This window comes from Stenotrophomonas sp. Ker107b, assembly GCF_053847245.1.
Window position 1 is genome coordinate 427,533 of sequence record NZ_JBSPHX010000003.1, and the last position, 20,365, is coordinate 447,897.

Annotated in this window: 14 protein-coding genes and 1 tRNA gene; 9 read left to right on the forward strand and 6 right to left on the reverse strand. The window is 66.8% G+C overall.

The window, feature by feature from the left end; all coding sequences use genetic code 11:
• Window positions 1–50 precede the first annotated feature (50 nt).
• From ACWV8V_RS17210 to hemA, 3 genes are read right to left on the reverse strand one after another with little or no spacing between them, the layout of a single operon-like run.
• Window positions 51–1,760: an O-linked N-acetylglucosamine transferase, SPINDLY family protein gene (locus ACWV8V_RS17210; RefSeq protein WP_455900294.1), complete on the reverse strand. Its 1,710-nt coding sequence runs from the start codon at window positions 1,758–1,760 to the stop codon at window positions 51–53.
• Window positions 1,761–1,785: 25 nt separating this feature from the next.
• The gene (gene prfA, locus ACWV8V_RS17215; protein ID WP_455900295.1) at window positions 1,786–2,871 is read right to left on the reverse strand and encodes a peptide chain release factor 1; all 1,086 of its coding nucleotides are present in this window, start codon (window positions 2,869–2,871) and stop codon (window positions 1,786–1,788) included.
• Window positions 2,849–4,147: a glutamyl-tRNA reductase gene (hemA, locus tag ACWV8V_RS17220; protein ID WP_019186102.1), complete on the reverse strand. Its 1,299-nt coding sequence runs from the start codon at window positions 4,145–4,147 to the stop codon at window positions 2,849–2,851. The genes prfA and hemA overlap by 23 nt, the downstream gene beginning before the upstream one ends.
• 65 nt (window positions 4,148–4,212) lie before the next feature.
• Between hemA and ACWV8V_RS17225 the strand changes: the two genes are divergently transcribed.
• The 9 genes from ACWV8V_RS17225 to ACWV8V_RS17265 all read left to right on the forward strand — a co-directional run bounded on the left by ACWV8V_RS17225 (window position 4,213) and on the right by ACWV8V_RS17265 (window position 12,463).
• Entirely contained in the window at window positions 4,213–5,901 is a 1,689-nt protein-coding gene (locus ACWV8V_RS17225; RefSeq protein ID WP_455900296.1) for a tetratricopeptide repeat protein, read from the forward strand.
• On the forward strand, window positions 5,898–6,557 hold the full coding sequence (gene lolB / locus ACWV8V_RS17230; RefSeq protein ID WP_455900297.1) for a lipoprotein insertase outer membrane protein LolB: 660 nt from the start codon (window positions 5,898–5,900) through the stop codon (window positions 6,555–6,557). Before ACWV8V_RS17225 ends, lolB begins: the two co-directional genes overlap by 4 nt.
• Window positions 6,554–7,423, forward strand: a complete 870-nt coding sequence (ispE, locus tag ACWV8V_RS17235; protein WP_455900298.1) for a 4-(cytidine 5'-diphospho)-2-C-methyl-D-erythritol kinase — start codon at window positions 6,554–6,556, stop codon at window positions 7,421–7,423. Before lolB ends, ispE begins: the two co-directional genes overlap by 4 nt.
• Before the next feature lie 9 nt (window positions 7,424–7,432).
• Window positions 7,433–7,509 (forward strand) — tRNA-Gln (locus tag ACWV8V_RS17240).
• 136 nt (window positions 7,510–7,645) lie between these two features.
• Complete coding sequence (locus ACWV8V_RS17245) at window positions 7,646–8,605, forward strand: ribose-phosphate diphosphokinase (protein WP_026070235.1); 960 nt, start codon at window positions 7,646–7,648, stop codon at window positions 8,603–8,605.
• Window positions 8,606–8,716: 111 nt separating this feature from the next.
• Window positions 8,717–9,331 (forward strand): 50S ribosomal protein L25/general stress protein Ctc, encoded by a 615-nt coding sequence (locus tag ACWV8V_RS17250; protein ID WP_102789571.1) that lies wholly within the window; start codon window positions 8,717–8,719, stop codon window positions 9,329–9,331.
• 80 nt (window positions 9,332–9,411) lie between these two features.
• Entirely contained in the window at window positions 9,412–9,990 is a 579-nt protein-coding gene (gene pth / locus ACWV8V_RS17255) for an aminoacyl-tRNA hydrolase (protein WP_121044551.1), read from the forward strand.
• 121 nt (window positions 9,991–10,111) lie between these two features.
• Window positions 10,112–11,203 (forward strand): redox-regulated ATPase YchF, encoded by a 1,092-nt coding sequence (gene ychF, locus ACWV8V_RS17260; RefSeq protein WP_088434937.1) that lies wholly within the window; start codon window positions 10,112–10,114, stop codon window positions 11,201–11,203.
• A gap of 615 nt (window positions 11,204–11,818) precedes the next feature.
• Complete coding sequence (locus ACWV8V_RS17265; RefSeq protein WP_259262128.1) at window positions 11,819–12,463, forward strand: hypothetical protein; 645 nt, start codon at window positions 11,819–11,821, stop codon at window positions 12,461–12,463.
• A 112-nt stretch (window positions 12,464–12,575) separates the two neighbouring features.
• Here the strand turns inward: ACWV8V_RS17265 and ACWV8V_RS17270 are convergent, their stop codons facing one another.
• The 3 genes from ACWV8V_RS17270 to ACWV8V_RS17280 form a co-directional block, all read right to left on the reverse strand.
• Window positions 12,576–15,944 (reverse strand): autotransporter outer membrane beta-barrel domain-containing protein, encoded by a 3,369-nt coding sequence (locus ACWV8V_RS17270; protein ID WP_455900299.1) that lies wholly within the window; start codon window positions 15,942–15,944, stop codon window positions 12,576–12,578.
• 405 nt (window positions 15,945–16,349) lie between these two features.
• The gene (locus tag ACWV8V_RS17275) at window positions 16,350–16,991 is read right to left on the reverse strand and encodes a response regulator (RefSeq protein WP_455900300.1); all 642 of its coding nucleotides are present in this window, start codon (window positions 16,989–16,991) and stop codon (window positions 16,350–16,352) included.
• A gap of 27 nt (window positions 16,992–17,018) precedes the next feature.
• The gene (locus ACWV8V_RS17280; RefSeq protein ID WP_455900301.1) at window positions 17,019–20,240 is read right to left on the reverse strand and encodes a response regulator; all 3,222 of its coding nucleotides are present in this window, start codon (window positions 20,238–20,240) and stop codon (window positions 17,019–17,021) included.
• Window positions 20,241–20,365: the final 125 nt, after the last annotated feature.

Here is a 20,365-nt window from a genome sequence, read left to right on the forward strand (position 1 = left end):
GGCGTGCCTCGGTGATTCACAGGGAAGCCCGAGCCTAGCGCAGCCGATGCTCAGGCGATGTGTGGGCCCTGCCAGCCGCGTTCGCGCGCGAGCGTTTGGATCACCTCGGTGAGGTCGCGCGCGAAACCGGCCATGTCGAACAGGCCGCTGGCCTCGCGCCGTTGCGCCAGCGTGGCACGCGCCGCCTGCAGTGCAGCCGGGTCGTTGCCCAGCTGGATGGCGGTGGCCACGAACGCCGCGTCATCGGCCACGTTGAACGCATGCATGCCCAGGTGATGATTGAGGCTGCCGGCCACGCGCGAGGCGAACGTCGTGCCCGGGCAGGTCAGCACCGGGCAGCCGGCCCACAGCGCATCGGAGGCGGTGGTGTGGGCGTTGTACGGATGCGTGTCCAGGAACAGATCGGCGTGCTGGTAACACGCCAGGTACTGCGGGTGCGGCAGGCGCGGCATGAACACCAGCCGCGCCGGATCCAGCTGCGCCTGGCGTGCGGCGCTGCGCAGGCGCGCGTCGGCGTTGCCCGGGCCGGAGAGCAGCCACAGCACGCTGCCGGGCACGCCGTGCAGCGCTGCGAACAGCCGCTGCATGCTGCGCGGATTGAGCTTGTAGCTGTTGTTGAAGCAGCACAGCACCACGCCCTGCACGGGCAGGCCGCAGTCCTCGCGCGAGGGCGCCGGCTCCAGCACGCGGGTGTTGTCCGAGGGCTGGAACGCGCGCGGCAGGCGCCGCACGTTCTCACTGAACGCCGGTGCCAGCGCGTCGGGCAGCACGAAGGCATCGGCCAGTACATGATCGATCCACGGCGCGCCGGAGGTGCCCGGGTAGGCCAGCCAGTTGATCTGCACCGGGGCCGGGCGCATCGCCAGCACCTGCGGGGTGCCGCCACCGCCCCAGCCGCGCAGATCGAACAGCACGTCGATGCCGGCCTCGCGGATGCGTCGGGCGATCACCTGATGCGGCTGCGCGCTGACATCGTGCAACGTGTGGGCGGCCTGCTGCAGACGCTGACGGATGCTGCTGCCGTCATCCGCGCTGAGCGCGAACAGATGCAGGTCCAGCATGCCCAGCGCGCGCAGCTGTTCGAACAGGGCGACGGTCAGCAGGCCGGTGGGATGCGCGCCGAAGCCGTTGGAGAGGAAGCCGGCCCGCAGCGTGCCGTGCGGGCGCACCGTGGCCGGCGGCAACGGCGGGATGCCTTCGGCCAGCGCCGCCGCGCGCTGGCGGGCGCAGGCCAGCTGCTCGGCGGCGCTGCTGTCTTCGCTGAGGAAGGCGAACGGCTCGACCACCGCCTGGCCCTGCGCGACGGCCTGGCGAACCCGCGCCGACAACCGCTCCAGATCCCGCCAATCGCACAGCCGGCGCTGCCAGTTGAGCAGCTGCGCAGTGATGTAGGGCTCGCCCGGCAGCAGACGGTGCGCATGGCGATACGCATCCGCCGCCGCCTCCGGTTGCCCCGCATCTTCCAGTGCGTGGCCGAGCCACAGGGTGATGCCGGGGTGCTGGGGCGCGCGATCCGCCGCCTGGCGCAGCAGTGTGGCGGCCTCGCCATGGCGGCCCTGCATCCAGCGTGCGCGACCCAGCCGGGCCAGGGCCTCGGGATGGTCGCCGCGCAGCTGCAGCGCACGGGTGGCGGCCTGTTCGCCGGCACGCACATCGCCGGCTTCCAGCTCCGCGTCGGCCAGCATTACCCACGCAATGAAATCGGCCGGTTGCCGCTGCACCGCCTGGCGCAACTGCAGGCGCTGCGGATCGGCACTCATCGCTGCCGCGCCCGGGCGGGCATGCTCAGCTGCCTTCCGCGAGCCGGGCCAGCTCGTCGGCCTGGTGTTCGTGGGTCAGGCGGCTGACCAGCGCATCGAGATCGCCGGTCAGGATGTTGGGCAGGTCGTAGAGGGTCAGCCCTTCCACGCGGTGGTCGGTGATCCGGCCCTGCGGGAAGCTGTAGGTACGGATGCGCTGGCTGCGGTCGCCACTGCCGACCTGCAGCCGGCGGCTTTCGGCCTGGGCGGCGGCCTGCTTGCTGCGCTCGGTATCGAGCAGCTGCGCTTTGAGGCGTTTCATCGCCTTGTCGCGGTTGGCGTGCTGGCTGCGCTCGGTCTGGCATTCCACCACCACGCCGGTGGGCAGGTGGGTGATGCGGATCGCCGATTCGGTCTTGTTGACGTGCTGGCCACCGGCGCCGGAGGAGCGGTAGGTGTCCACACGCAGGTCGGCCGGGTTGATCACCACGTCCTCGACGTCATCCGCCTCGGGAATGATCGCCACCGTTGCGGCCGAGGTATGGATGCGGCCCTGTGACTCGGTCGCCGGCACGCGCTGCACGCGGTGCGTGCCCGATTCGAACTTCAGCCGCGAGAACGCGCCACGGCCGACCACGCGCGCCACCACTTCCTTGTAGCCGCCATGTTCGCCCGGGTTGTCCGATTCGATCTCGACCTTCCAGCCCTGGCGCTCGGCATAGCGGGCGTACATGCGGAACAGATCGCCGGCGAAGATCGCCGCCTCGTCACCGCCGGTACCGGCGCGGACTTCCAGGAACAGGTTGCCGTCATCGCGCGGATCGCGCGGCACCAGCAGCAGGGCCAGTGCTTCGTCCAGCTGCTGCAGGCGCTGCTGCGCGGCGATGATCTCCTCGTCGGCCAGTTCGCGCAGGTCCGGGTCCTCGCGCATCGCTTCGGCGGCGGCGAGATCGGCCTTGGCGCAGGCTTCGTCGGCCAGCGCGTTGGCGACCGGCTCCAGCTGCGAGAACTCGCGCGACAGCGCGCGGAAACGGTCGTTGTCGCCGACCACGGCGGGGTCGGACAACAGGCGTTCCAGTTCTTCGCGGCGCTCGGCCAGCGCTTCCAGCTTACGGCGCAGGGTCGGCGTCATCATTCCTCGCTACATCGGTACGCACGGCAGGGTGCTGGTAACCCGGCTTGGCCGGGAACAGGCGCTCGGCGGCGCGGGTGAGTTCAGTATCGCCGCTGAGCGCGGCCGCGCGCAGGGCGGCGGTCGGCGGGTGCAGCAGGCGGTTGGTCAGGCCGTGCGCGAGCAGCTCGAGCACCTCTTCCGGCGATTTGCCGTGGGCGAGCTGCTGGCGGGCTTTCTCCAGCATCTCCACGCGGGTCGCTTCGCCATAGGCGCGCAGTTGCCGCAGCGGGGCCTGGTGCACGCTGGCCTGCAGCGTTTCCACGAAGCGGGCGACCTGCAGCTCGATGATCGCTTCGGCCTCGGCCGCGGCTTCACGGCGGCTGCGGCGGTTGTCTTCGACCGCGCGTTCCAGATCATCCACGGTGTACAGGAAGGCGTCGGCCAGTTCGCCCACGCCGGCCTCGATATCGCGGGGCACGGCCAGATCGAACAGCAGCATCGGCTTGTGCTTGCGGGTTTTCAGTGCCGCAGCCACATGTGCGCGGGTGATCACCGGCTCACGCGCGGCGGTGGCCGAGAACACCACGTCGGCCTCGCCCAGATGGCGGTCCAGCTCACTCAGGGGCAGGGCGACGCCGCCATGACGGCTGGCCAGCTCCTGCGCATGGGCCAGGGTGCGGTTGGCGATCAGCAGCCGCCGCACGCGCCCTTCGCTGAGATGGCGCGCGGCCAGCTCGATGGTCTCGCCGGCGCCGACCAGCAGCACGGTGGAATCTTCCAGCCGCGCGAACGAGTTCTGCGCCAGGCGCACCGCGGTGGAGGCTACCGACACCGGGTTGGCGCCCACGCGGGTATCGGTGCGGGCGCGCTTGGCCACCGAGAAGGTCTGCTGGAACAGCCGGTCCAGGCGCTGACCGAGCAGGCCGTGATCACGCGCCAGGGCCCAGGCATCCTTCACCTGGCCCAGGATCTGCGGCTCGCCCAGCACCATTGAATCCAGCCCGGTGGCGACCCGGAACAGGTGGCGGACCGCGTCGGCGTCGGCGTGCTGATAGAGGTACCCGTGCAGCGTGCCGGCATGCGACTCCAGCCACTGCGCCAGCGCGTCACCGGATTCGGCCACCGCGTACAGCTCGGTGCGGTTGCAGGTGGAGAGCAGGACCGCCTCGGCCACCTGTGGCGTATCGCGCAGCGACGCCAATGCCTGGGGCAGGGCGTCGCCGCCAAAGGAGGCGCGTTCGCGCAGTTCCACTGGCGCGGTCTGGTGATTCAGTCCGAGCACCCACAGGGTCATTGTTCAGTTGCTTGCGATAAGCTGCTGGCCATTCAAGTCGTCATTTTAAGGCTCAGATGCCCCCGATGCCCGCATTGATTCGCATCTCCAGCGTTCTGCTGCTGTCGTTGTTCACCGCCAACGCCCTGGCCGCCCCCCCGGCAGCCCCGGCGAAGGCCAAGAACAGCACGGCCGAGGCGGTCCCCCTGGCCCCGGTCATGGCGGGCGAATTCGCCCTGCAGGCCGGCAAGCTGGGCGACGCCGCGCGCTGGTACCTGGAGGCGGCCGAGGCCAGTGAAGGCGATGCCGGCCTGGCTGAGCGCGCCTCCCGGATCGCCATGCTGGCCAACGATGACAAGCGCGCCGCCCGCGCGCTGGCCCTGTGGGAGCAGCGTGCGCCGCGCTCACTGGCCATGCGCAGCAGCACCGCCGCGCTGGACATGCGCCAGAACAAGGTGAAGGCCGCCCGCACCGAACTGCAGGCGCTGCTCAAGGACCCGGACCCCACCGCCTGGAAGTTCGCGATCGGCGCCTTGGTCAGCGGCGGCAGCGATCCCAAGGTTCCGGCCCAGGTGCTGGGCGAGCTGGTGGATGCCAATGCCATCCCCGACCGCCTGGAGGTCTGGCAGGAGTTCGGCCGCCTGGCCATGCGCATGGAGCAGCCCGAGCTGGCCCGGCGCATGGTGGATGAGGTGGTCAAGCGTTTCCCGGATGAGCCGCGCGTGGCCCTGCTGCACGCCAGTCAGCTCAACCAGGCCGGTAAGTCCGATGAGGCGCTGGCCCTGTTGAAGGGCGTGGAACCCAAGACCACGCAGGACCCCGAGCTGCGCAACGCGGTGGCGATCTCCTACGACCTGATGGGCCAGCCTGCTGCGGCCGAGCGCGTGCTGGCGGTTGGCCCGCAGGATGTGCAGACCTACGGCATGCGCGCCTCGCTGCTGGCCAAGCAGAAGGACGACCCGGGCCTGCTGGCCCTGTATACCGAACTCTCCGGTCGGGCGACCAAGCCGGATCCGGCCCAGCGCCTGCTGCTGGGCAAGATCGCCGAGTACCTCAAGCGCTACGAGGAAGCGGTGAACTGGTATCACAGCGTGCCCGGAGGCCCGGAGCGCGATGAATCGCGCCTGCGCGCGGCCAATGCGCAGAACGAACTGGGCCGCACCGACAAGGCGCTGGCCGAAGTGCACGCCATCCAGTCCGATGCCACCGTCGATGACGATGCCCGCCGCGATGCCTACCTGCTCGAGGCCGAGCTGCGCCAGCGCGGCAACGACGATGCCGGTGAGCTGGACGCGCTGGCCCGTGGCCTGGCCGCGTATCCGGACGAAAACGCGCTGCTGTATGCCCGCGCGCTGGCCTGGGAGCGTCGCGACGACATCGCGCGCGCCGAGGCCGACCTGCGCAAGGTGCTGGTCACCGATCCGGAGAACATCGCCGCGCTCAACGCGCTCGGCTATACCCTGGCCGACCGCACGCAGCGTTATCAGGAAGCCTTGGAACTGATCGACCGCGCGCGCGTGGCCGAGCCGGACAACGCCGCCATCGTCGACAGTTACGGCTGGGTGCTGTATCGCCTGGGCCGCAACGAAGAAGCACTGGTGCAGCTGCGCCGCGCCTGGACCCTGGCCAAGGATGCGGAGATCGCCGCGCATGTGGGCGAGGTGCTGTGGGTGTTGAACAAGAAGGACGAGGCGCGCCACTTCTTTGAAGAGGCTCGCAAGCTGGACCCGGACAACCGCGCCCTGCAGCGCGTGATCGAGAAATACGGCGTATGAATCTGCTGTCCCTGAAGGCCGCGTTCGCCGCGGCCGTGGCGTTGTCGCTCTCCGCCTGCGTGTCGCTGGATGAGCGCAAGGCGCCGTCCGCCCCGACCGTGGTCGCCGCGGTATCGGCCGCTGCGCAACAGGCCGAGGCCGAGCGCATCGCGGCCGTGCGGGCGCAGCCGGCCTGGTCGTTCCAGGGGCGGGTGGCGATCAGCAAAGGCCGCAATGGCGGCAGCGGCCGCATCGACTGGCAGCAGCAGGCGGCCGGCTATGTGGTCGAGCTCAGCGCGCCGGTCACCCGGCAGAGCTGGAAGCTGACCGGCGACAGCCATCACGAGGGCGGCCGCCTGGAAGGTCTGGAAGGCGGCACGCGCGAAGGCGAGGATGCCCAGCAGGTCCTGCTGGAGGCCACCGGCTGGGACATCCCGGTCAACCAGCTGCCGGATTGGGTGCGCGGTCTGGTCGCCAATGCTGCCCCGGCCGAGTTGGTCGAGCGCGACGGCGAAGGCCGCCCGCGTCGCGTGCAGCAGCTGGGCTGGGAGATCCAGTACCTGGATTGGTACCCGGCCGAAGCCGGTCGCCCGGTGCTGCCGCGCCGGATCGAAGCGGTCAAAGGCGACGCGAAGGTGCGCCTGGTGGTCGACAGCTGGGTACTGGCCACGCCATGAGCAGGTTGGATGGAGTCGACGGCGGGTCGACCTGGCCGGCCCCGGCCAAGCTGAATCTGTTCCTCCACATCACCGGCCGGCGCCCGGACGGTTATCACCAGCTGCAGACCGTGTTCCGGCTGCTCGATTGGGGTGATCGGATCCATCTGCGTGTCCGCGACGACGGCCGGATCCGCCGTGAGGGCACCTCCGTGGCTGGCGTTGCCGAGGCCGATGATCTGGCGATCCGCGCCGCGCACCTGTTGAAGGCTGCGGCGAAAATCGGCCAAGGTGCCGATATCGGCGTCGAAAAACGCGTGCCGGCGGGCGGTGGCTTCGGCGGCGGGTCCTCCGATGCCGCCACCGTCCTGGTCGCGCTGAACCGCCTGTGGGGCGCCGGTCTGGAGGTCGATGCGCTGGCCGCGCTGGGTCTGCAGCTGGGCGCGGATGTGCCGATCTTCGTGCGCGGGCACAACGCCTGGGCCGAGGGCGTGGGCGAACTGCTGACCCCGATCGCCCTGCCGCCGGCCTGGTTTGTGCTGGTCCATCCCGGCGTTCACGTGCCGACTCCCGCACTTTTCGCATCACCGGATTTGACGCGGGATGCCCCAGTGGCGAAAATAGCGGACTTCGCTTCCGGGTCTTTGCTCGGGAATGCGTTCGAGCCGGTCCTGCGCCGCCGCGAACCTGCCGTAGAGGCAGCGCTCGCAGCGTTGAGCAGTATCGGCCGGGCACGACTCACCGGGTCGGGAAGCGGTTGTTTCGTCGAGTTCGCTACGCGCGCTGCTGCAGAGCAGGGCCTGGCGCAATTGCCGAAGGAACTGCGGGCATGGGTGGCTGCGGGCGTGGAGCGCTCGCCACTGCTTGATGTACTCGAGCGTTACTGATTTTGATGCAGGGGCGTCGCCAAGAGGCCCAAGGCACCAGGTTTTGATCCTGGCATTCGGAGGTTCGAATCCTCCCGCCCCTGCCACTAGCGGATATCTGCCGCGACTCCATGCGCATGTCTGCGCGGGCGCGGTGCATACGCCGCGGTGTTGTCACCGCAGACACCTCCGGGTGCCGGCGGCCCAGTTCTCCGCCAATCGCTCCCGCCCGAGACCGTCATGATGCAAGAACACCCCAACCTGCTGGTATTTTCCGGCAACGCCAACAAGCGCCTTGCGCAGAGCATCTGCAAGGAACTGGGGGTGCGGCCTGGCAAGGCATTGGTGTCGCGCTTCTCCGATGGTGAAGTGCAGGTCGAGATCGAGGAGAACGTCCGTAAGCAGGACGTGTTCGTGATCCAGCCGACCTGTGCACCCAGCGCAGAGAACCTGATGGAACTGCTGGTCCTGATCGATGCGCTCAAGCGCGCTTCGGTCAACAGTGTCACCGCCGTGGTGCCGTATTTCGGCTACTCGCGCCAGGATCGCCGCATGCGCTCCTCGCGCGTGCCGATCACCGCCAAGGTGGCCGCAAAGATGTTCAGCGCTGTCGGGGCTGACCGGGTACTGACGGTGGATCTGCATGCCGATCAGATCCAGGGCTTCTTCGACATGCCGGTGGACAACGTATACGCCTCGCCGCTGCTGCTCGCCGATATCTGGCGCGCCTACGGCACGGAAAACCTGATCGTGGTGTCCCCGGACGTGGGCGGTGTGGTGCGCGCGCGCGCCGTCGCCAAGCGCCTGGACGATGCCGATCTGGCGATCATCGACAAGCGCCGCCCGCGCGCCAACGTCTCCACCGTGATGAACATCATCGGTGACGTCGAAGGCAAGACCTGCGTGATGGTCGATGACATCGTCGATACCGCCGGCACCCTGTGTGCGGCCGCTGCAGCCCTGAAGGCGCGTGGCGCCCTCAAGGTCGCCGCGTACTGCACCCACGCCGTGCTCTCGGGCCCGGCGGTGGACAACATCAACAACTCCCAGCTCGATGAGCTGGTGGTGACCGACACCATCCCGCTGCGTGAAGAGGCGCGGGTGTGCAGCAAGATCCGCCAGCTCAGCGTGGCGGAAATGCTGGCCGAGACGATGCGCCGCATCGCCTTCGGTGAGTCGGTCAGCTCGCTGTACGTGGATTGATTTTTCCGCCCACCGGCAACGGTGGGTGGTTTCCCGGGGAGATCTGGTCGCGGATCTCCCCTCATCGCCTCGCCATCATGGCGCGGCAAACAACGAAGGTAGTAAATCAGCATGGCCAAGAATCATGAAATCAAGGTCGTCCAGCGCGAACTGCAAGGCAAGGGTGCGAGCCGCCGCCTGCGTGGCGCTGGCCAGATCCCGGCGATCATCTACGGCGGCGACGTCGAGCCGAGCGTCATCCAGCTCAACCACAACGAAATCTGGCTGGCCCAGCAGAACGAGTGGTTCTACTCGTCCATCCTGGACCTGAACCTGGATGGCAAGGTCACCAAGGTGCTGCTGCGTGACATGCAGCGCCACCCGTTCAAGCAGCTGATCCTGCATCTGGATTTCCTGCGCGTGAACGAGAACGAAGCGCTGACCGCCAACGTCCCGCTGCACTTCATCAACGAAGACACCTCGCCGGCTGGCAAGGCTGCCGACGTCGTGGTCACCCACGAACTGAAGGAAGTCAGCATCACCTGCCTGCCGAAGGACCTGCCGGAATCGATCGACGTCGACCTGGCCGACCTGAAGGCGGGTGACGTGATCTACCTGTCGGACATCAAGCTGCCGAAGGGCGTCGAGATCCCGGCGCTGGCCCAGGGCAAGGACCATGACGATGCGATCGTCACCGCCAAGCTCGGCAAGGAAGAAGCTGCCGACGAAGCGCCGGCTGCAGAGTAAGTGATTGCGGCGCCTGTCCTTCGGGGCAGGCGCCGTTTCTGTATGTACCGGCACAGGGCGGGTACCGACGAAGAAGAGTAATGACAGGATTGCGATTGATCGTTGGTCTGGGCAACCCCGGACCCGAGCACGCCCAGACCCGGCACAATGCCGGGTTTCGTTTCATTGACGCCTTGGTTGAACAGGCCGGCGCGCGCTGGAGCGTGGACAGCAAGTTGTTCGGCGAGACCGCCAAGGTCGATATCGCCGGCCAGCCGGTATGGCTGCTCAAGCCCGCCACCTTCATGAACCTCAGTGGCAAATCGGTCACCGCGGCGCAGCGCTTCTGGAAGATCGAACCGGAAGAAACGCTGCTGGCGCACGACGAGCTGGACCTGCCGCCCGGCGTGGCACGGCTCAAGTTCGACGGTGGCCACGGCGGCCAGAACGGCCTGCGCGACACCATCCGTCTGCTCGGCCATGGCAGATTCCACCGCCTGCGCATCGGCATCGGCCATCCCGGCCACAAGGACCGCGTGGTCCCGTGGGTGCTGGGGCGTGCCAGCAAAGACGATGATGTGCTGATCGGTCATGCCGTCAACGATGCGATCGACGTCCTGCCGCTGGCAGTGAAGGGCGATTTCAGCGAAGCGATGAAGCGGCTGCACACCCCGAAATAACGTAACCGGTGACTGACGTTACCGGTAGGTACCGACCGTTGGTCGCTACGGAAAATGATTGGAAAAGCAGCGCCGAACGTCGCTGTTTCCCCAATCACTTTCACCCCAGAGGTTGTCAAAGATGGGTATCAAATGCGGCATCGTCGGTCTGCCCAACGTCGGCAAATCGACCCTGTTCAATGCGCTGACCAAGGCGGGCATCGCGGCGGCCAACTTCCCGTTCTGCACGATTGAACCGAACGTCGGCATCGTGCCGGTGCCGGATCCGCGCCTGAACGAGCTGGCGGCCATCATCAACCCGCAGAAGGTCATCCCGACCGCGGTCGAGTTCGTGGACATCGCCGGCCTCGTCGCCGGCGCGGCCAGTGGTGAAGGCCTGGGCAACAAGTTCCTGGCCCACATCCGCGAAGTGGATGCGATCACCCACGTGGTGCGCTGCTTTGAGAATGCCGACGTCATCCACGTCAACAACAAGGTCGACCCGCTCTCGGATATCGACACCATCGATACCGAACTGGCCCTGGCCGATCTGGACAGCGTCGAGAAGGCGCTGAACCGCGCCGAGCGCGCTGCCAAGGGGGGCGACAAGGAAGCCGCAGCCCGCAAGCCGGTGCTGGCCAAGCTGCAGGCCGCGCTGGCCGACGGCAAGGCGGGTCGCACCGCCGGCCTGGACGAGGAAGAGAAGGCGCTGGTCCGTGACCTGTTCCTGCTGACCCTCAAGCCGGTGATGTACATCGCCAACGTGCTGGAAGACGGTTTCGAGAACAACCCGCATCTGGATGCCGTGCGCGCCCGTGCCGCCGAAGAGGGCGCGCAGGTGGTGCCGGTCTCGGCTGCGATCGAAGAAGAGCTGTCCCAGCTCGACGACGAAGACCGCGACACCTTCCTGGCCGACCTGGGCCTGTCCGAGCCGGGCTTGAACCGCGTGATCTACGCCGCGTACCAGCTGCTGGGCCTGCAGACCTATTTCACCGCTGGCGTGAAGGAAGTCCGCGCCTGGACCGTGCGCAAGGGCGCCACCGCCCCGCAGGCCGCGGCCGTCATCCACACCGACTTCGAGAAGGGCTTCATCCGCGCCGAAACCATCGCGTATGACGACTTCATCAAGTACAAGGGCGAGGCCGGTGCCAAGGAAGCGGGTCGTCTGCGCCTGGAAGGCAAGGAATACCGTGTCCAGGAAGGCGACATCCTGCACTTCCGCTTCAACGTCTGATTCCATCGCACGTTGAGGTCCGCAACGCCCCGCCTTGAGCGGGGCGTTTGCGTTTGGGGGAAGCGCCTTCCACGCCATGAACAGGCTGGATAAAAAATGACCAGCCATCGAAATGCTTGCCTGGTATGCCTCCGCCTGACTTGTCCACAACAAACCCCCACGCCTCTCCACGCACCATGTGCAAAACCCGCGCGCGGTAGTGCCGGCCGCTGGCCGGCAACCCATCTGACCCGCCCGCAAGCGACGTGGACAATTTCTGACCACCACTGAAAACCGTTGCAGTGCATCGCTCACACAGGGTTGTCCACAGCAAACCCCCATCGCTTTCCACGGAGTGTGTGGAAAACCGCGATGGGTATCTGGATAAAAATTCACCATGCACCGCAAAGCCTTCTGGCAAACGGCTCGCCGCCGCTTATCCACATGATTTGCATGTGTCGTTCCACATGGCGTGTGGAAAAAGAGGGTGTTCATTCCTCCACGCTGTCCCCATGACCTTGTGACAACGTGGAACCGTCTCGCCTGAGCACGTCAACCGCACTGCACAAGTGCCACGTCGCCTTCCACACCCGCTGCGCACAACCGATACTGTGGCCCCGACACGGACGCCGCTCCATGACCGATCTACCCCGCGAATCTGCACGCAGCGTGCTCTCCCAGTTCCTGCTGGTTACCGCCGTTCTGGTCTGCAGCGCCATCGCGGTGCTGGCGGTGCTGCTCGCCTTCGCCGTGCAGCCGGATGCGCACAGATACGCTTACATAGCCATCCTGATCGATCAGCGACCCATGGCCGACGCCACGTTGCGTTTTCTCCATGAGCGATTGACCTCCGGCACCCAGGTGATCACCGCGATCGCGCTCCTGCTGGCCGGCGCGTCGTGGTGGTTGGCCAGTGTCGCCAAGGCCGCGTGTCTGCGCTACAACAGTCGCCCGCTACCGCCTGCCATCCCGGCTGTTCCGGCGCGCACGCGCCTGCTTGCCTGGTGCATCCGGCTGGGGCTGGCCACCGCCGCTGTGCCGTTGCTTTACAGCACCTGGGTGCTGGGGCTGGAGATCATCGTCCTGCTGCTCAGTCCGGATCCTTATTCCGCGGATGAGCGGACGCACAGCGCCTTGCAGGTGCTGTACTGGACACTGAGCGCGAATGGGACGCTGCCGATCACCGCGGCCTGCGTGTTGACGCTGGCGGGTTTGGTGACCGCCTATTGGCTGACGAACCGACTGCTGCTTCCATCGCCCGCCACGCCGGATGTCGCGTAGCGTCCTGCGCCTGGAGGCGCGGCCGGGCCGCATCGCCGGGACAGAACTCCCCAGCGGCCCCCAAACGGTGCGCTGCCCGCTTCCGGTCACATGACCGGAAGCGGGCAAGCCGTTACCAGTTCAAGGAAACACCCAGCTGTGCGCTGGTATCGCGATAGCCCTGGCTGCCGGTCTGGTGGCTGATCTGGCCCCAACCACGCCAGCCCCCGGACAGGTTGACCTGCACGCCGGCCTTGGCCTCGTACAGGTCGTCAGGCAGATCACGACGGATCGCTTCGCCGTCCACCGCGATCGCCGACGCATTGCCGCCCGACCACCAGTTCACCGCGACGAAGGGATGTACTTGACCCTGCTTCCGGGTCAGCGCGCGGGTATACAGGCGCGCGCCGAGCCGGGTGCTGGTGCCACCCACGCGGCGGCTTTCCACGACCGTGCCATTGTTCTCGACGACCTCATCGGCGTTGTAGTGGTTGTGGATCACCTGCAGCTGCGGTTCCAGATATACACCCCGCTGCCCATTGCTGTGCAATGGCAGGGTATAGCCGCCTTCCACAGAGCCACTCCAGCTGCGTGAGCGGTACCGTTGCTCGGCCAGGCCCTGGCCCTGCACGCGGTTGCGGAAATGGGCGTACTGCAACCAGCTGTCCACATACGCACCGGGAAGGATGCCGGCCTCCTGCAGCCAAGTGCCGTAGAGGCCCAGGCTGGTACCGGACACTACGCCGCGCGCGGTGTAGCCGGTCACCCGCGAGGTGGCGTCATTGGTGGCGCGGCCATGTCCACCCATCAACCCAACCTGCAGCTGGCCACCCGCGGTTTCGGCAAGAGCATGTCCAACGCCCATCATCACGCTGTCCACGCGGCTGTCCACGCGCACCTGCTCCCCCGCAGCGTGGCGATCCATGGTGCTGCTGCGCACGTTTGCCCAGGCGAGCGCGCCGGGGGAGTCGTCGGATGGGACGCGCATGGGATCACCCGCACGATCATGCAGACTGTGCTGGAACATGCGCAGCGCGGTGGATTGGTTGGCGAGATAGACGGCGGGCTCCGGACGTTCCACCTTCAGTGCAGGTGGTGTCCCCGGGTCAACCGGATCAGGGCGTGCTGGATCCACGGGATCCACTGGTGCAAGGGGATTCGCCGGATCAACCGGATCAACCGGATCAACCGGATCAACCGGATCGACCGGATCGACCGGATCGACCGGATCAACCGGATCGACCGGATCAACCGGTTCAACCGGATCAACGGGCGGTACATACACCGAGCGCAGGTACCAATTGCCGTCATCCGGATCGGCCACGCCCCCCTTGTACAGGAAGTAGTCGTACGCACCTGCAACCGCGCGGCCCTGCAGGGTGAACTGCGCCTCCGACTGGCCGGCCACGCTGATCAGGCGGATGCCTTCGCTGGTCAGTGCACCTGCACCGCCTGCGTTGTCGACCCTCACGTTGGCGGTGCCGCTGCTGTTGCCCTGGATCACCAGCGCATCGCCACGGGAGTTGTCATCGCCAAGCTGGCGGTTCATCACCCAGGTGCCGCCGTTGCCGAGGTAATCGCCAGTGATGGTCAGGGTCTTGAAGTCGTCCTGCGTGGGCGCGACGAACGCGATGGTACCGGCATGCTGCAGCGTGCCCACGGTGGAGTCGCCACGCAGGTTCCAGCGGCTGCTGTCATCCAGTGACAGCGAGGCCACGTGGAAGCCGCTGTCGCTGCGCAGTGCGCCGCTCAGCACGCTGCCGTTGCCCAGGGCCATCCGTACGTTGGCGGTGGCGCTGTCCACGACCACATCGCCGGTCAGGCGGCTGTTGTCAGCGGTGAACAGGATGTCGGAGGTCGCCACCGAGCTGCCATCGGTGAACACGGTGTCGCTGACACGCAGCAGGCGGCCGCCTTCCACCGCACCGGCCTGGCGCGCGATCACATCCGTATCGGTGAGGGTGAGATCCTGATTGCTGCCCTGCAGCCACAACGCCGGTCCGTCCGCAGTCTGCAGCTGGCTGTTGTTCAATGCCAGCCGGTTCCAGTACGGACCGAACACCGTGATGTAGGAGCGGTAGACACCGGAACCGGCTCCCTGCGCATGGACCGCGACGTTGTCTGCGGTGAGTACCGCAGTATTCATCTGCACGATGCCGAACGACGCATCGCCCAGCACGTTGATGTGGCCGCCGTCCAGTTGAACGTCTGCGGTACTGCCGCCCAGGAACACACCGCCACCGCCATTGCCGTAGGTGGTGATATCCAGTCCATTGGCGCGGATACGGGAGTACGGCGTTGGTGGGTTGCTGCCCGACGCGCGGAGTCCGTACACACCGTCGCCATGGGTGTCGATGCTGCCGCCGTTGATCGTTGCAGTGCCGCCCCAGACATCGATGCCATGGCCATAGCCATTGGTGCCGTACGTGCTGATCACGGTATCGGTCAGATCTGCCAGCGACGCCGAGCTGGACAACCACAGTCCGGATTGCCCGTCACGCACAGTGAAATGCGCCCCGTTGGCGGTCAGCCGGCCCCAGTCGTTGATGTTGACGCCGTAACCACCGGTCGTCTCGAAACGGCCCCCGGTCACGTCGGCTGTTGCGTACAGCCGATTGGTCTTGTTGCCCAGTAGACGGATACTGCCACCCGTCGTGGTGGCGCTGCCCCCGCTCATGCGCAGCAGGCCGCCGCTGCTGATATCGAAGTAGCCGTTGGTGACATCGACATCGGTCAGCGACAGCACGCTGCCAGTATCACTGGAGGAGAGGCGCCCGCTGAAGCCGTTGTTGCCTGGCGCAAAGGTCAGCTGCAGTGATTCCATCGACAACAGCGCGCCGGATGCCGCCTGCACGGCACTGTTGGCGCCGCTGTCGATACCCGTGCCGACAACATGCAGTTCACTGCCACTCCCGGTGGCGTAAAGCGCATGGCCAGCACTGCTCACGTGGCCGCCGGTCAGCCAGACTTTGCCGCCGCCGGTGGCATTGACCGTGCCGTAGCCCGAGCCGTTGCGGTAGGCATCGATGACCAGGTTGTCGGCGCGGATGACGCTGCCGGCACCGCTGGCGTTGAGCGCATAGCCAACGCTGGCGCTGCCATCGCCCAACTGCAGGTGCCCGCCGTTGATCACTGCACTGCCGCCGGACATGGCGCCGATGCCGCTGCCATTGGCGGTCACGCGTAGGTCCAGGTCGGTACTGGTCAGCGCGGCATCCTGGCCCTGCACCGTGACGGCATAGCTGCTGCCGGCGTGGATTACGCTGTCACCACGGGCCAGATCGAACGCGTCGCCGGCATTGACCGTGATCGGGGTGGTGTACTCCACCGCGGCGGCGGGCAGCGCCGCCAGCAGCGCGACGCACAGCGCCAGCCGTGTCGACAGGCCACCGCCACGCGTGGCGGTCACGCCTGAGTGCGTGCCGCGCCGCTGGGCATATTCGGACGCAACCACGCAGCGTCCACTCACGGGATCCCGTACCAATCGGTAGATTCTGTTCATCCTGCCTATCTCGTTGCAAGGCAGCCGCCCGGCGTGCACCCGGTGCGTCTGCAGGCCATGACGATCGCCACGTTGGCGATCACCTTCGGGGCATCACCGGAGATGGCCGGCAACGCTGCATGGCGACAAGGCGCGGGGGAGGAGGGCAAGATGGCGATGCCATCGCCACGACACGCAAGTGCGTGTCTCAGGGGCGTCCTTGAAGCCGTACCGGCGAAGGCGCAGGGCACTGCCGTGATCAGGCACGACCGTTGCGCCACCGGTATGCACAGGCTAGGCAGTGGGTGCCGCTGCTGACATCAGGCGATCCTTAAACTGCTTCAGGCAGGCGCTGGGATTGGGCCGCCAGTCAGTTGCCGCATGTCTGCGCGGGCGGTGCACCCGGCCGTCACCGGCCTTCGCGGCTCAGTTGAACAGGTCCGAGGCCAGGCAGAAGGTGATCAGCTCCTGGTCGGTCTTGGCGCCCAGCTTGCGCATCGCGCTGACCTTCTGGGTGCTGACGGTTTTGCTGCTGCGATTCAGGCGCCTTGCGATGTCGCCCACACTCTGGCCGTTGGCAAACAACCGGATGACTTCGAACTCGCGCGGCGACAGCAATGACGCCGACGATGCATCGCCTGTCGCGGGCAGAGCGTCCTCGCGAGGCAGGTCCGGCGAGCGGTAGATGCGCTGCGCCAGCAATGAGGCGAGGGCGACGTTGAGTTCCTTGAGATCGCCGCTTTTACGTACCACGCCACTCGCACCGGCCCGGTACATCTCGGCGATGATCGACGGATTGGAGACCATGGTCAGGATCAGGATGCGCGTGTCTGGAAAGTTGCGGTCGAGATACGAGATCAACTTGATGCCATCGCCCAGCGTGTCATCGCCTGGCATGTTGTAATCGGTAATCACGATGTCCGGACCGAGCGTCTGCATCAGCTCGACCAGCGCGGTGGGGTTCTGCGCTTGACCCACCACCTGCAGGCGCGGGTCCCGTTCGATCACATCGCGGATACCCGCCAGAACGATCGGGTGGTCATCGGCAATGACGATCTTGGTCTGCATGCGTGTTCTCGGCACCGGTAGTAGCAATCAAGGGACATCCAGGGTTCCCGGCGGCGAGCCTTCCAGTCGCACCAATGCGTGTTCCAGGCGCGCCAGGAACGCACCGCACGCGTCCACCGCGGCACCTGCGGCACCTGCGGCGAGTCTATCTTCGATCGCCTCGGCAGCGTCGACCAACGGCTGTGCCGACACCATAACCAATGCGCCCCGGATGCGATGCAGCATCTGTCCCGCCGCGACGGCGTCACGAGCCTGTATCGCGTGGGACAGCTCACGCAGGTCGCTGCGCATGGTGGTCAGAAAGAGTGCACGCAGATGGTCGGGGACGAGGATGGTATCGCCCGGCATATCGTGACCTGGTGAAGCATCGGCCGTGATCGGGGGCTCCCGCTCAACCACGCCGCTCAATTGGCGATACAGCGCCTGGAGCGAAATCGGCTTCACCAGGCAGCTGTCCATGCCTGCGCTGCGGCAGCGCTCACGCTCTTCGGGCGCCGCGTTGGCGGTCGCACCGATGATCGGGACACGCACGCCCTTGGCACGCAGCTGGCGGGTGAGGGCGTACCCGTCGATATGCGGCATGTTCACATCGGTCAGCACGGCGTCGAACCGGCGCTGCGTCCAGTAACCCAAGGCTTCGTCGCCATCGCTTGCGACCACGGCGTGGCAGCCGAGCTGTTCCAGCTGCTCGCGCAGGATCATCTGGTTGATGGGATTGTCCTCGGCGACCAGCACGTGCAGTCCCAGACGGCGGAACTGCGGTGCGGGCGCCGGTACGCAAAGCGGTGCGTCATCACCGCCAGCCATCAGCAGCGCATCCACGATCGCATCCAGGTTGTGCAACGCCACGTCCCATCGTCCGTCGATCAGCTCGGGGTGGTCGCCGCCATCTGTCCTGGCCACGACGTGGGGTCCGGGCCAGTCCGGAACGGGCTCGTCCAGAACAGCGTCGAGCATGGCGGTCTCCGGGTTGAAATTCTGTGCCGATTCGCGGTGATAGACCTGCGCCGCAGCGCCACGCTGGCGCAGGCGCTCACACAGGTTCTCGGCCAGTTCGCGCACTGAGGAGCGCACGTAAACCGCAGGATGCTGCGCAAACGTGGGGCGGATCTCCGGCAGCTCGGGGCTCTCTGCCAGCGCCAGGTCGAAGCTGAAGCTGCTGCCCAGCCCGCTGTCGCTGACCACCCGCAGTTCGCTGTCCATCAGCTCCAGCAGATGGGCGCTGATCGCCAGTCCCAGGCCGGTTCCCCGCATCGCATCGGTGGCCGGGTTGGCCTGGTAGAACGGTTCAAAGAGGCGGAGCTGGTGTTCCTGCTGGATGCCGATCCCCGTGTCGGCCACCTGCCATCCCAGCTGCGGCAGCTCGCCCGGCTCGCTGAGTCCACGCAGACGTACCACGATGCGACCCACATCGGTGAACTTGATCGCGTTGCTGATCAGGTTGTTGAGCACCTGCCGGATCCGCGCGGCATCGCCGATGACCAGCGCGGCGACATGGCTGTCGATGCAGGCATACAGCTGCAGCCGCTTGCGCGTGGCCGATCCCGCATAGGAGCGCACGACGTCCTCGGTCAGACCGGCAGGGCAGAACGCCACCGGCTCCAGCACCAACTGGCCGGCCTCTGCCTTGGAGACATCCAGGATGTCGCTGATCAACTGCATCAGGGTCGATGACGATCGCTGGATGGTCCCCACGTATTCCTGCTGGCGGCTGTCCAGTGGCGTCAGACCGAGCAGCTCCAGCGTTCCCAGTACCCCGTACAGCGGCGTGCGTATCTCATGGCTCATGGTGGCCAGGAACAGGCTTTTGGCACGATTGGCCTGGTCGGCCGCCACCCGGGCCTGCTGCAGGACCTGTTCGGCCTCATGCTGAGCGGTGAGATCGATGAACAGGCACAGCATCACCGGTTCGCCCCGGTAGCGAGCGGCCGTGGCGGTGATCAACAGGTGGCGTCCGTCGGGCGTGGTGTACGGTTGCGCGGCCGGCCGCTGCGCATCCACGTCGGCCAGTGCGTCGTCGCGCCACACCCCGTGCCAGCCGGGTGCATCCTGGTCTTCCCCCAGCCAGCTGCGTACCAGCGCGTTTTCGAGAATCATCTGTCCGTCGCGACGGCGCAGCAGGCACAAGCCGATCGGTGCGGCGTCCAGCACGGTGCGGCTGAACGCTTCGCTTTCCAACAGACGTTCGTGGTTCTCGCGTAGGGGTACCAGTACCGATCGCCGATAGCTGCGCAGCACCAGCACGCCACCGAGGGCCAGCAACAGTGCGGCGACCACACTGCCGATCAGGGGGCCGCGCGGATGGCTCAGCAGGCGCGCCCACCGCACCTGATAGACCGCCTGCCAGCCGTCACTGGTTCGCATGCGGTAGACCACGCCCGTTGGCGTGAAGCTGCGCTCCGCGCCGCGGCCATCGCCGTTCAGGGCAGGGCCGTGCACGGGTCGGCCGTTCGGGTCGATGATGGACAGCTCATCGTAGATCGCCTCGCCGAGAATCTGACGGTGCGCATCGAGGCGGGAAAGGTCCAGAAGGCATGCGATCGCTGGCATCGCCGCCGCGTCCACATCGCCCCATGCGCTGATGTCCTGCGGCGCCTGCGCGATCGAGAGAAGGCGATTGTTGCCGTCGCCCGGGTCGCGCTGGAACCAGCGCACATCACCACGTTGCAAGGACACACTGGCCGCTACCGCGTGGATGTAGTGCAGAAGCGCCTGCGACGATGCCGACGAGGGGCGCACCGGATCGATGTCATCGACCGTCAAGGGCACCAGCAGCCCGGCGGTTCCCTCGCCACTGACCAGCAGGCAGCGCGGTGAGGGGTACAGCGATTCCGCCCAGAACGCCCCATAGAAGCCGGAGAACCGCACACCGAGTGACGCGGCGGACGTCGGCGGCGGCGTGTCGTCGTGCAGGACCGAGAAGGGGATGAACGCGAGCGTCGCGCTATCTGATTGACGCACACGGGACAGCGGCTCGCTGCGCACCGTGCCCGGTGGCCCGCCCGGTGCCGGCGCACGCTCATGGTCGTGGGCACGCCATCGCCGCATGAAGCGTTCCTGTTCCTGCAGCGCACCACTCAGCCGGCGGAAGTGGAAGTCCACCTTGCCCTGTTCTTCGTTCAACAGCTGCAGCGTGGTCGACAGCACCAGCCCTGCCTGCACCGTGGCCAGAACGATGACGCCGATCAGCAGCGCATGCACGCGCAGGGAGCGGCGGGCGAGTCGGCGGATGGGTGCAGCCTCGGGCATGGAAGTCCCCTCTGTGATGGTGGCTCAGGGCGCCGGCCGCAGCGCACTGCCGTCTTGCCCGTTGGATCATGCACTGCGCGCCAAGCATGCGGAGCAGGGTTTGACGACGTGGTGAATGCGGGCGG